Origin of the sequence: Lentzea fradiae (assembly GCF_900100955.1) — a bacterium.
Lineage (GTDB): Bacteria > Actinomycetota > Actinomycetes > Mycobacteriales > Pseudonocardiaceae > Lentzea > Lentzea fradiae.
The window spans coordinates 335,068-347,597 of sequence record NZ_FNCC01000010.1 but is presented as its reverse complement, the minus strand read 5'-3'; the positions used below and the strand labels follow the sequence as shown (position 1 = coordinate 347,597).

At 68.7% G+C, this 12,530-nt stretch carries 8 protein-coding genes; 1 reads left to right on the top strand and 7 read right to left on the bottom strand.

Going from position 1 to position 12,530, the window contains the following annotated elements:
* Positions 1 to 45 precede the first annotated feature (45 nt).
* The 7 genes from BLT23_RS41765 to BLT23_RS25075 all read right to left on the bottom strand — a co-directional run bounded on the left by BLT23_RS41765 (position 46) and on the right by BLT23_RS25075 (position 11,224).
* The gene (locus BLT23_RS41765; RefSeq protein ID WP_090052744.1) at positions 46 to 1,005 is read right to left on the bottom strand and encodes a MarR family winged helix-turn-helix transcriptional regulator; all 960 of its coding nucleotides are present in this window, start codon (positions 1,003 to 1,005) and stop codon (positions 46 to 48) included.
* Between the two features lie 131 nt (positions 1,006 to 1,136).
* Positions 1,137 to 3,764, bottom strand: coding sequence for a family 78 glycoside hydrolase catalytic domain (locus tag BLT23_RS25100; RefSeq protein WP_090052742.1), 2,628 nt, complete (start codon positions 3,762 to 3,764; stop codon positions 1,137 to 1,139).
* A complete protein-coding gene (locus BLT23_RS25095) occupies positions 3,761 to 4,705 on the bottom strand; it encodes an alpha/beta hydrolase (protein ID WP_090052739.1) in 945 nt (314 codons plus the stop codon). Before BLT23_RS25095 ends, BLT23_RS25100 begins: the two co-directional genes overlap by 4 nt.
* Before the next feature lie 23 nt (positions 4,706 to 4,728).
* Positions 4,729 to 5,196 (bottom strand): SDR family oxidoreductase, encoded by a 468-nt coding sequence (locus BLT23_RS42195; protein ID WP_342713693.1) that lies wholly within the window; start codon positions 5,194 to 5,196, stop codon positions 4,729 to 4,731.
* A 19-nt stretch (positions 5,197 to 5,215) separates the two neighbouring features.
* The gene (locus BLT23_RS25085; protein WP_090052737.1) at positions 5,216 to 7,417 is read right to left on the bottom strand and encodes a glycoside hydrolase family 3 C-terminal domain-containing protein; all 2,202 of its coding nucleotides are present in this window, start codon (positions 7,415 to 7,417) and stop codon (positions 5,216 to 5,218) included.
* On the bottom strand, positions 7,417 to 9,906 hold the full coding sequence (locus BLT23_RS25080; RefSeq protein WP_090052735.1) for a glycoside hydrolase family 78 protein: 2,490 nt from the start codon (positions 9,904 to 9,906) through the stop codon (positions 7,417 to 7,419). Before BLT23_RS25080 ends, BLT23_RS25085 begins: the two co-directional genes overlap by 1 nt.
* Positions 9,907 to 9,916: 10 nt before the next feature.
* Positions 9,917 to 11,224 carry an MFS transporter gene (locus BLT23_RS25075; RefSeq protein WP_245744149.1) on the bottom strand — a complete coding sequence of 436 codons (1,308 nt, stop codon included), beginning with the start codon at positions 11,222 to 11,224 and terminating at the stop codon, positions 9,917 to 9,919.
* A gap of 105 nt (positions 11,225 to 11,329) precedes the next feature.
* Between BLT23_RS25075 and rhaI the strand changes: the two genes are divergently transcribed.
* Complete coding sequence (gene rhaI, locus BLT23_RS25070; RefSeq protein WP_090052731.1) at positions 11,330 to 12,529, top strand: L-rhamnose isomerase; 1,200 nt, start codon at positions 11,330 to 11,332, stop codon at positions 12,527 to 12,529.
* Position 12,530 lies beyond the last annotated feature (1 nt).

Sequence of the window (12,530 nt, the reverse complement as noted above, 5' to 3'; positions counted from 1 at the left end):
CTTCTGCCCCAGCTCGACGCCGAAGGACGGGCACTGGACGAGTCGTCACCGGCCCAGCTCGTCCACCAGACCGGCGACCGGCTCCGCCCAGCGGTCCCGGTCACCGTGGGGAGCGCCGCTCAGCAGTCCGCGCAACCCGGCCAGCTGGAAGTCGCGGACCCGTCGCACCAGGGTCCTGCCGCGCCGTGACGTCCTGACCAGCGTGCTGCGCCGGTCGAAGCCGTCCGCGGCCCGTTCCACCAGTTCGTGCTCCTCCAGCACCTGCACCTGCTTGCTGGCCTGCGACTGGTCCACCCCGGCCCGCTGTCCCACCTCGGTGATGGGCAGCGGGCCGTGGATGTCGATCAGGCGCAACATGAAGTAAGCGGACTGCCGGATCGGCGCCCGCAGTTCTCGCAGCAGGTCGTCGAACCCGTGCGAGGTGCCCACCAGCTCCACCACGCTCACGACGCTGTCGGCGTAGGAACGCAGGTGCGGCGCAACGGCGCCCAGCCCCGCGGCCCGCCGACCACCTGGCGCTCCCAGCCCTCGACGCAACGCGGCGTCCACCAGCCGCAGCCACCGGGTCAGGTCCGCGATGTCGGCTTCCGGCCACCGCGCCACCGCGCGCAGGTAGTCCTGCAACCACGCCGCCCGCCACCGGCGGTCCACCTCCGCGCCGCGCTCGGACAGCGCGACCAGGCTGCGCCGGCGATCGGCCGGGTCGGGAGAGCGCTCGGCCAACCCGGCCCGCTCCAGCGCCGACACCTGCCTGCTGGCCTGACCCAGGTCGATCGCCAGCGCGGCCGCCAGGTCACCACCGCTGCGCGCGTCCCCCTGGGCCAGGACGAGGAGCGTGCGCAGTTCGGCGGCGGGCAGGTCGACGCCGGTGGCGTCGCGGAAACGGCGGGAGAACGCGCGGCCGTGCGCGGTGAAGGCGATCAGGTTGACCAGGTCCAGCGTCGCGGACACCAACCGGACCTCGTCGACGTCGACCGGCACGACCTGGTCCGCGGCCTCGCTCACCCCGTCCTCCTCTTCGCGTCCGACCAGCCTAGTCGGCGGACGAGAAGAGGGGACGGATCACTGGTGGTCGCCGTCGGTTCGGTATTTCTCCGAACCGGTCGTGCGCACCACGAGGTTCGAATCCGGTCTTGCTAGGCGTTGCAACTGTCGCGATGGGTGCCGGGGCCTGCGGTGAAACTCCGCCCGTCCGGCATGGTCACGGTCGCCGTTGTTCCTGGCGGCACCGTGACGGACAGGTGGAACACACCGTCCGTGACGCGCCAGTGAGAGGTGATGCGGCCGCGTACGGAGTCGAACTCGGCCTCTGCCCACGTGAGGCCACCGCCGAGCTGTGGACGCACCTCGAAGTGGCGGTATCCCGGTGCGTCGTCGAGCAGCCGGATTCCCGCGGTGTAGCGGTGCAGGAACGAGATCACCGCGCCCTTGCTGTAGTGGTTGAGCGAGGCGTGCGGGGTGCCGTGCTCGTCGAGTCCGTCCCAGTGCTCCCAGATCGTCGTCGCCCCGCGATCGATCATCGTCAGCCACGACGGTTCCGTGTCCTGGAACAACAGCTCATGGGCCACGTCGAGGTGACCCGTGTCCGCCAGCACGGGCAGCAGGTACGGCGTGGCGAGGAATCCGGTGCCCAGGTGGGTGTCCGCTGCGCGGATCAGCCCGACGAGCCGGTCCGCGGTGGCTGCGCGCAGATCATCGGGAACCAGGCCGAAAGCGAGCGCCCGTACGTAGGTCGCTTGGGTGTCCGGGATCAGCGAGCCGTCGGTGGCGATGAACTCCGTGCGCCAGGCGTCGAGCGTGTTCGCCGCGAGCAGCGCGTACCGGCGGGCCTCGTGGTGGTGTCCGGTGAGGACGCTGATCCTGGAAAGCAGCGATACCGAGCGGTAGAGGTACGCGGTTGCCACCGCGCCGTGGTCCGCGGTGCGAAAGGCCTCTTCGTCGACGTGCGGCTCGCACCATTCGCCCCAGTGGAAGCCGCCGTCCCAGATGAACTCGTGGTGTGGCGCCCAGGCTGTCCGGCTCGGGTGACTCAGGGTACGGGCGCGTTCGGCGGCGAAGTCGACCCAACGGGTCATCATCGGCCGGAACTCCTCGATCACGTCGAGATCGTCGTAGGCGAGGTACAGCTCCCACGGCACGATCACCGACGCGTCGCCCCATCCGGAGGAGCCGGCGAACTGGTCCAGGACTTCTGGTGGCAGGAGCTGGACGGCCCGTCCGCCGGGGTCGGGCGCGAAGTTGGTCAGGCAGCCGTTGTCCCATTGGTCGGCCGCGAGGTCGCGCAGCCATTTCACCGAGAACCCCGCGACGTCGTAGAGGAACGCGGCGGTGGGCACGTACAGCATCCAGTCGCCGGTCCAGCCGGCGCGCTCGCGCTGAGGACAGTCGGTCGGGACGTCGCAGGCGTTGTCGCGGAAGCTCCACACGGCAGCTTCGTGAAGCTTGTTGATTCGTTCGTCGCTGCACCGGAATCGGCCGGTACGCCGGAGGTCGGTGTGCACGACGACACCCCGCGCGTCGTCCGGTGTGAGCGGACGCGATGAGCCTTCCACGCTGACGTACTGGAATCCGTGTGTGGTGTGCCGCGGCTCGAACACCTCGACCGACTTGCTGCCCGAGATCACCTGATCGACCTGACCGGCTGAGAGCGGTGCACGGGTCTGCCAGTCGACGCCACGCAGATGATCGAGGGTCACCTCACCGTCCGGGCCGAGTGCTTCGCCGTGGGTGAGAAGGAGCTGTTCTCCAGCGGGAACGTCGAGCCTCAGCCAGCCGTTGATGTTCTGCCCGAGGTCGATGACCTGCCGTCCCGACGGCAGCTGGGCGACCGACACCGGCGTCAGTTCCTCGATGCGCCGTACCGGTGGCGCCGGCGATGCGGTGAGACGGGCGAAGTCGTCGTAGATCCCGCCGCTGACGACCGACGCCTTGGACCAGGACGCGTCCGAGTAGCCGGGAGCGGACCAACCGGGCATCGCCCGCCGCAGGTCTGTGGTCTGACCGTCCATGAGATCCGCCGTGATCCACGCCGGTGTGGTCGTCCACGCGGAATCGGTGCCCAGTACCGTTGTGGACCCGTCCTTGAGCTCAACGTGCAGCTGGCACAACAGTGCGGTGCGGTCGCCGAACGAGTTCGCGATTCGCATCGCGCCGGTGCGGCCGCGGAACCAGCCGTCGGACAGGATGGCGCCCAGCGTGTTGTCACCCGCGCGGAGCAGGTCGGTGACGTCGTAGGTCTGGACGTGCAGCACATCTCGGTACGCGGTGTAGCCGGGTGTCAGTTCGAGGTCTCCGACTCGCGTCCCGTTGAGGAACGCCTCGTAGATGCCGTGGGCCGTCGCATACAGCCGTGCTCTTACGACAGGTTGTGCCAGCGGGAAATCGCGCCGGAGCAGGTGTGCGGGTCGATGTCCCGGTTCGGCGAGCTCCTGCTCGTGAGGTTCGATCCAGGCGGCCGTCCAGTCCTCGGCGCCGAGCCCGGTCTCCCAGTGCGCGGGTTGCGACCAGTCGCTCTCACCGAGGTCGGTCCACACCTTGACCCGCCAGGTCACTCGCCGTGCGGGACCGGGATCCGGGCCGGTGTACCGGACCAGCACGTGCTGGTCACTGTCCAGACGCCCGGAATCCCAGTCGTCCGTCCGGATCCGGTAAGCCGACTGCGCCACGGCACCGGCGGGCAGCCACCAGGACAACCGCGGGCGGGCGACATCGATGCCCAGTGGGTTGTCGAGATGTTCGACACGCAGACGCGTTGGTGCGGTCATGGATGATCCTTCCGGATTGGTCGCGGAATCGACGGGCCGGTGGAGAGGGCCGCGCCGTCGACGACACGGCCTTCGGCCACACGGTTCACGAACGCCGCGACGCGGTTCGCCGCCTCGGTTCCTTCGGGGAGGAACCCCGCGACGATTTGCCAGCAGTGGAACATGTGAGGCCAGACGTCGAGTTCGACGTGCACGCCCGCACGCGCTGCCGCGGTAGTCAGGTGCAACGAGTCGTCGAGCAGGCGTTCGGCGCTTGACACCTGAATGAGCAGTGGAGGCAGTCCACGCAGATCGGCGAGCACGGGTGAGACCAGTGGGTCGTCAGCGGGACGGGTGCCCAGGTAGTCGATGCGCATCTGTGGTCCGAGGTGTGCCTTGAGGAGGTACTCCGTGGCTGCGTGCTCGACCCAGCTGCCACTGTGGAACCGCTCCTCCCGCAGGTCGAACACGCCGCAGAGGAGCACGCCCGCCAGGGCTTGCTCACGGCGCTGCAGCAACACGGCCGCGGCGAGGTTGGCACCGGCGGACTCGCCGATCACCACCACGTTCGGCGCCAGTGTCGCGGCGTGGTCGAAGGCCTCGAGACAGTCGGTGAGCGCGGCCGGACACGGGTTCTCGGGAGCCAGCCGGTACTCGGGCAGGATCACGCGAGCGCGTGTGTCCGCGGCGAGGCTGGCGGCGAGCGGGCGCACCACGGCCGCGTTGCCCGATCGGAACCCACCGCCGTGTACGAGCACGATCACCAGATCCTCTCGCGGCTCCTCCGGGGTCATCAGGTAGGAACCGGCGCGCAGTTCCGCCATGGGCTCGTCGGCCACGCCTGGGACAGCTTGGTAGAGGGCGCCGACCGCAGCGGCGTTGGCGCGCTCGGTCGCGAGGTCGACTGGTTCGTCGGACTTGCTGAACAAGCCGACGAGCTGGTCGAAAGTGTTGCTGGGCACGGCTTTCCTTGCTGCTGGTCGGTTCAGCCGTCGACACGGACCTCGGTCCCGGTGACGAACGCGCCGTCTTCGGAGGCGAGCATGGCGCCGACTCCGGCGACGGTTTCCGGAGGCCGGATGCTGCCGGGAGCGACGCACACCGCCCGCAGCCCCTGCTTCGAGTACTCCTGGGCGAGCAGCGCGTGAACGACCGGATGCCGCCCTTGCTCGCGGAGTAGACCGCTATGTACGGGTGTGCGAAGGACGCGGACGTCGAGCTGAAGTTGACGACCACGCCGTTGCCGGTCTCGGGACGACACCGTTGACCGCTTCCTCGTGAGAGATGTGCAGCACGCCGTGGTGAGGCGGTCGGTGCCGGCACGCTCGGCGGTTTCCGCGAGCCCGGCTTCGTTCACGTCGAGGGCGACTACGAGAGCGCCGTCGACCAGCACGTCCTCGTCACCGGAGGCACCTCCCGTGACGAGGACGCACTGGTCGGTGGATCGGAACACCAGTGGTTCCCCTCTGAGGTCAGCTCCTGCTGAGTTCGATCATGTCGGCGAGCGCCTCCGGTGACAGGTGAAGCCCGCTTTGGGACAGGAAGTGGGTGAACTGCTTCATCGGTAGGGAGGCGACCATGCGCATGGCGTCAGGGCTCTCCGCGGCCAGGTTCGCGTGCTCGGCGGTCATCCCCGCTTCGAGTGTGCGGGTGATGACCGGGCCGACGGCCGGGTGGCTGAACCAGTCCTGGACCGGTGAGTCGAGGCTCAGCTCGCGCCTGATCACGTCTCCGACGAGGGTGATCTGTTCCTCGGCTACGACGACCGCGGCGTTCTCTCCGATCTGGACGGTGTAGTCACCGGGAGCGACCACCCACCGGCTGAGCTCGATGTCGTAGTACGCGAAGGCGCGGCGGCCCAGCTCCAGTTCGACGGTGCGCGACTCTCCGGGCGCGAGCGCGATCTTGGTGAACGCGCGGAGCTCACGGGCGGGGCGGCGGACGGGCCCCGCGCTGGTGGCGGCGTAGACCTGCACGACGTGCTTGCCGGCGACGGGGCCGGTGTTGGTGACGGTCACCGACACGAGTGCGCTGTCGTCGCCGGTCGGCGTGACGGAGAGGCCGCTGGTCTCGAAGGTGGTGTAGGTCAGGCCGTGGCCGAACGGGTACCGGACCTCTACCTCGGCGGTCTCGTAGTAGCGGTAGCCCACCAGAACGCCTTCGCCGTAGCGGACGTGGCCCTGTTCGCCGGGGAAGTTGAAGTAGCTCGGGTTGTCCTGGAGACGGACCGGGATGGTCTCGGCGAGCCGGCCCGAGGGGGAAGCGGTGCCGTACAGCAGATCCGCGATCGCGGCACCACCGGCTTGGCCGAGCAACCAGCAGTCGAGGATCGCGTCGACGTCGTCGTGCCAGCCCTCGAGCGAGACCACCCCGCCGTGCGACAGCACGACCACGGTCCGGCGGCTCACTGCCGCGACGCGACGGATCAACTCCACCTGCGCAGCCGGCAGATCGATGCTCTCGCGGTCGTACCCCTCGGACTCGTCGGCTTCCTCCAATCCGGCGAAGACGACGGTCACCTCAGCCTCGCGGGCGATCTCCGCCGCGTTGTCGTCGAGGTTGCGGGCGTAGCTGACCGGTGTCCCCAGCGCCCGGATCGCGTCAAGCGGGGTGTCGACCCGAGTCGGGTTGACGTGGGAGCTGCCGCCGCCCTGGAAGCGAGCCTCTGTGGCGAACTCACCGATGACGGCGACCGTGGAACCGGGCGTGATGGGCAGGGTCTCCTGCTGGTTCTTGAGCAGTACGGCGCAGTCGGCGGCGAGCCGTTTCGCCAGCGCGTGGTGCGCCTCGACGTCGACGCTGCCGGTCGGGGGAGCGGCCCTCTTGGCCAGCTCGACGACGCGTCGCACGCTCCGGTCGACGACCGCTTCGTCCAGTTCGCCGCGCCGTACCGCGGCCACGATCTCGGCATCGGTCGTGCCGCCGGTGCCCGGCATCTCCAGGTCCAGTCCGGCGGCGAGCGCCGCGACCCGGTCGGCCACCGCACCCCAGTCGGAGACGACCGCACCGTCGAATCCCCACTCGTCGCGCAGGACGTCGGTCAGCAGCCAGCGGTTCTGCGATGCGAGGACGCCGTTCACCTTGTTGTAGGAGCACATGACCGTGGCCGGATGTGCTTCGGTCACGATCGTCTCGAACGCCGGGAAGTAGATTTCGCGCAGCGTGCGTTCGTCGACGTCCGCGCTGACCCGCATCCGGTCGGTTTCCTGGTTGTTGGCGGCGAAGTGCTTGACCGACGCACCCACGCCCTCCTTCTGCAGGCCGCGCACGTGCGCAGCCCCGAGGAGGCCGCTGAGCAGCGGGTCTTCTGAGTAGTACTCGAAGTTGCGGCCGCACAGCGGTGATCGCTTGATGTTCACGCCCGGACCGAGGCTGACGGTCACCCCGACCGCGCGTGCCTCGCGGCCGACAGCGGCACCGATCTCCGCGGCCACCTCGGGATCCCAGCTGCTGCCGACCGCAGCCGCGGTGGGGAAGCAGGTCGCGGGCTGGCTGCTGTGCACACCCAGGTGATCGGTTTCGGCGTCCTGGTAACGCAGTCCGTGCGGTCCGTCGACCAGGACCATCGACGGCACGTCGGCGGCGTCGATCGCTTTGGTGCTCCAGAAGTTGCTACCCGACAGCAGCGACGCCTTCAGCTCCAGCGTGAGGTCGGAGGGATCGTGCTGTGGCATTACCGGTGTCCTTCCTGGCCGACAGCGGCCATGAGATCGTCTGCGAGTTCCGGCGAGGCGCCGGGCACGTGTTCGAGAACGATGTTGAGCGAGATGCTTGCCGCCTCCGGAGCGGAGGCGTCGAGGGGAACGCCGGGGAAGTGCTTGCCGAACGCCTCGGTGACGGCGCGCCAGACCTTGAGGTCCTGGGCGAGGGTCCGCAGCGGTGTGTCCATCGTGTACTCAACGACGGCTGCGCCCTCACCTGTGATGTCGTACTGCCAGCTGTGCTCACCGGCCTCGACCTCGGCGACGAGGCCGTCAGGGTGGAGTGGGAGCACGACGGTCGCGGAGGTGCCTTCCGGAACCATCACGTCGAGGTGCAGCTGGTTCTCGCTGATGCGCCAGGCGACGGACGCGGGTCCGTGCACCGTGTCGTGGGTGACGGTCGCATGGGTGAGATCACCGCCTGGCCGTGGGGCGATGCGCATCTTGCGGTAACCGGGTTCGGCGGGGGACAGACCGCCGACCACCTTGTGCAGCCAGTCGGCGACCGCGCCGAGCGCGTAGTGGTTGAGCGACGTCATCCCGGACGGGTTGATCGTGCCGTCCGGCCGGATCGAGTCCCAGCGTTCCCAGATCGTCGTCGCTCCCATGGTGACCGGGTAGAGGAACGACGGGCACCCGGTCTCCAGGAGCAGGAGGTAGGCGGCGTCCAGGTGGCCGGTCCTGCTGAGCGCCTCGGTGACGAACGGGGTGCCGGCGAAACCGGTCGAGATCCGGTACCCGGCCTTGGCCACCAGCGTCGCCAGCTGTTCGCCTGCCCTCACCTCCTGCCGCTCGTCGAGGATGTCGAAGCAGATCGCGAGGGCGAGCGCTGTGACGGACTCGTTGGCCAGTCGGCCGGACGGGGTGACGTACTCGTGGCGGAAGGCGGTCCGCACCCGGTCCGCCAGTGCCGCGAAGTGCTCCGCGTCGCCGGTTTCGCCCAGCAACCGTGAGGTCTTCGCGATCTCGGCAGTGGTGCGGCACAGGAAGGCTGACGCCACGAGATGGCGGTCGGTCTTCCCGCCGGCAGGGTTGTCCATCGGTGCGTCCGGATCGAGCCAGTCTCCGAACTGGAAGCCCTTGTCCCACAGGCCGTTCTCGTTCAGCCGGGTCTCGACGTCCCGGATGAACGCGGACATGGACTCGTAACTGCGCCGCAGGATCTCGACGTCGCCGTACTCGGTGTACAGGGTCCACGGCAGGCTGACCGAGACGTCGCTCCACAGCGCGGTGGGGGAGGACGGCGTCGACAGCACGTCGGGAACCACCCAGGGGACGTAGCCCTTCTTCCGTTGCTCGGCGGCGAGGTCGGCCAACCAGGAACCGAGCACTCCGCGCACGTCGTAGAGGAAGGCCGCGGTGGGGGCGAAGGCGTTGATGTCCCCGGTCCAGCCCAGGCGCTCGTCGCGTTGCGGGCAGTCGGTGGGAACGCCGACGAAGTTGTCCCGCATGGACCACACGACGTTGGCGTGCAGCTGGTTGAGCAGCTCGTTGGAGGACTCGAACCAGCCGGTGCGGGTCATGTCGCTGTGGACGACGACCGCCGTGACGTCATCTGCTGTCAGCGTGCCCGGATAGCCGTCGACTTCGACGTAACGGAAGCCGTGGAAGGTGAACCTCGGCTCCCACGTCTCCTCGCCGTCGCCGCACAAGGTGTACCGGTCGGTCGCCGCGGCGGTGCGCAACGTCTCGGTGTTCAGTTCGCCGTCGGTCAGGACCTCGGCGTGCCGCAGCGTCACGGTCTGCCCGGCCTGCCCGCGCATTCTCAGCCTGACCCGGCCCGAGATGTTCTGCCCGAAGTCGACGACTGGGTTTCCGCCGCGGTTCTGCTGGATCGAGACCGGGGCGAGTTCCTGGGTCCGGCGAATCGGCGGCGCACCGGTGGTGACGAGGGCAGCGAGATCCCAGTCGAAGGGTTCCGCCGGTGTCCACGTGCTGTCGTCGAAGCCGGGGAGATCCCAGCCGACGGGTTCGAGGCGCGCGTCGTGCTCTTCACCGTCGTACAGGCTGTTGGCGAGCACGGCTCCGGTTCCGGTGGTGAACGACTCGTCCGTGCCGATGATCTCGACATGGTCGTCGTATTCCAGTTCGAGCTGCAGGAACAGCCCCGGGCGATCGGCGTAGTGGTTGCGCCTGCCCTCGTAGCCGATCCGGCCGATCGCCCACCCCTCACCGATGATCGCTCCGATGACGTTGGCGCCGGACGCGATCTGGCCGGTGACGTCGTAGCTGCTGACCGCCAGCCGGTGGCGGTAGGCCGTCCAGCCGGGCGTCAGCACGTCGTCGCCCACACGGGCGCCGTTGAGATGAGCCTCGACCAGCCCGATTGCTGTGACGTGCACCGTCGCACGGCGGGGAGCCTCGTCGACGGTGAACGCGCGCCGGAAGTACGCCGCAGGCTCGCCGGGCTCGGTCCAGGACCTGGACGTGGTGATGAACCTGGCCTGCCAGGTGTGTGACACGGTGATCTCCTCAGCGGACGGACTTGACGCGTAGCACCACAAGTCCACCCAGGACGGTGCACGCTGCGGCGACGAGGAACAGCAGGGTGTAGTTCTTCTCGGTGGCGGTCGCGCCGATGGCCAGGAACGCCGGGGCGACAAGGGGAGCGACGGACTGCGGGATGCTGGTCGCGAAGCCGATGATGCCCATGAACCGCCCTGCCTCGCTCTCGCGTTCCGGCAGGACGTCCAGCACCAGCGCCTGGTCGACCGCGGAGAACATGCCGAGCCCGACCGAGGTGGTGAGTGATCCCACGAACAGCACGGGCAGGACCGAGGCGGAGGCCATCACCACTGCGCCGACCGCGAAGATGATGCCGCCGGCGAGGACGAACACGCGGCGCTTGCGCACCTTGTCGGACAGGAAGCCGCCGCTCAGTGCTCCGGCGGAGGTGGCGAGCACGCCGAGCCCGGACAGGGCGGCCATGGTGCCGGCCACCTCCTGCACGTCGACTTCCAGTCGGGAAGCGAGGAAGAACGCGACGAACGTCGTGTTGAGCGTCAGTCCGAAGTAGAACAGGAAGCGGCTGAGCCAGGCCCAGGAGTAGTCCGGGTACCTGCGCGGATCGAACACGTACTTGCGGCCGAGCGTGCGGATCGTCAGCGCGTCGTCGAAGGTCATCCCGCGGCTGTCCGGCTCGTGCACAAGGAACACGAAGAGCGCCACCAGCACGCTGCCGATCGCGCCGGGAACCAGGAAGAGCAGCAGCGGATCGCCTGCGAAGCCGCTGGCGAGGGTGACGCCGACCACCGGCGCGACGAGAGTGCTGAACCCCACGAGACCGGCGACCTTGCCGCGCTGCGACTCCGGCAGGCGGTCGGCCTGGGAGTTCATCAGGGCGCCGAGGGCCTGCCCCCAGCTCAGCTGGGCCAGGATCCACCCGGCGCCGAGCACGAGCACGCTGGGAGCGGTCGCCATGACCACCAGCGACACGATCCCGACGAGCGTGCCGACGATCATGAACGGGCGGCGGCGGCCCAGCCGGCTGCGGGTGCGGTCGCTGAGGACCCCGAGCAGCGGACCCGCGATGACGACCGCGCCGGCGCCTGCGCCGGTGATGTAACCGAGGTACTCCTCGTGTCCGGGTGCGAGTGCGGCGACGCGGACCGACAGAGAGATCGCGAGCGGCGTGATGAACGCCATGAAGACACCGAACTGGGCGAACACCATAAGCCATATGTAACGGGAGGAGACCCTGGGCAGCTCCGCGCCCGCAGAGGACTCGACCGGGAGTGGTTTCGGCGGTGGCGTGCCGGCGGCAGCTTGGCTGTCGATCATGGAGACTCCATTGTCCAAAGGTCGAGGTCCAGAGCATTAGCACGTGCTAGCGGATCGTGGAGGGCGATGCTAATCTCGCCGAGCTAGCACGTGCAAGCATCGTTCATGTTAAAACGTTTCAAACACTTGCGGAGGTCGACCGACGTGCCTGACCTGACGGCTGTGAAGCAGGCCCTGCGGGAGCAGCGCATCGAGACGCCGTCGTGGGCGTACGCGAACTCGGGCACCCGGTTCAAGGTGTTCGGGCAACCGGGCGTACCGCGCACGCCGGAGGAGAAGATCGCCGATGCGGCGACGGTGCACCGGTTCACCGGCGTCGCTCCGACCGTCGCGTTGCACATTCCCTGGGACCGCGTGGACGACTACGCCGCGCTGTCCAAGTACGCGCGGGATCTGGGCGTCGAGATCGGTGCGATCAACACCAACGTGTTCCAGGACGAGGACTACAAGCTGGGGTCGGTGACCAACCCGGATCCGAGGATTCGCCGCAAGGCGACGGACCACCTCGTCGACGCGGTGTCCATCATGGACGAGACTGGCTCGCGTGACCTGAAGCTGTGGTTCTCCGACGGCATCAACTACCCCGGCCAGGACGACCTGCGCGACCGTCAGGACCGGCTGGCGGCGGCGCTGCGGGTCGCGTACGACCGGCTCGGTCCCGACCAGCGCATCCTGTTGGAGTACAAGCTGTTCGAACCGGCCTTCTACGCCACGGACGTGCCGGACTGGGGAACCTCCTACGCCCACTGCCTCGAGCTGGGGGACAAGGCGACGGTGTGCATCGACACCGGGCACCACGCGCCCGGCACGAACATCGAGTTCATCGTGGCGTTCCTGCTGAGGGCCGGGAAGCTCGGCGCGTTCGACTTCAACTCCCGCTTCTACGCCGACGACGACCTCATGGCCGGTGCCGCGGACCCGTTCCAGCTGTTCCGGATCATGTACGAGATCGTCCGCGGCGACGCGCTCGGCCCCGGCATCGCCTTCATGCTCGACCAGTGCCACAACATCGAGGCGAAGATCCCCGCGATCATCCGGTCGGTGATGAACATCCAGGAGGCCACCGCCAAGGCGCTGCTGGTCGACCGGGACGCGCTGCGGACCGCCCAGCGGGAAGGTGATGTCCTCGCGGCGAACGCCGTGCTGATGGACGCCTACAACACCGACGTACGGCCGTTGCTGGCCGAACTCCGGGAAGACGCCGGGCTCGACCCGGACCCCGTTGCCGCGTACCACCGCAGCGGCTACCAGCAGCAGATCGTGGCCGACCGCGCAGGCGGTGCTCAGGCCGGATGGGGAGCATGAC

Coding starts and splice junctions, on each gene's coding strand:
- BLT23_RS25075 (WP_245744149.1), bottom strand. CDS start 11,224: ATGATCGACAGCCAAGCTGCCGCCGGCACGCCACCGCCGAAACCACTC.
- rhaI (WP_090052731.1), top strand. CDS start 11,330: ATGTTAAAACGTTTCAAACACTTGCGGAGGTCGACCGACGTGCCTGAC.
- BLT23_RS25100 (WP_090052742.1), bottom strand. CDS start 3,764: ATGACCGCACCAACGCGTCTGCGTGTCGAACATCTCGACAACCCACTG.
- BLT23_RS25085 (WP_090052737.1), bottom strand. CDS start 7,417: ATGCCACAGCACGATCCCTCCGACCTCACGCTGGAGCTGAAGGCGTCG.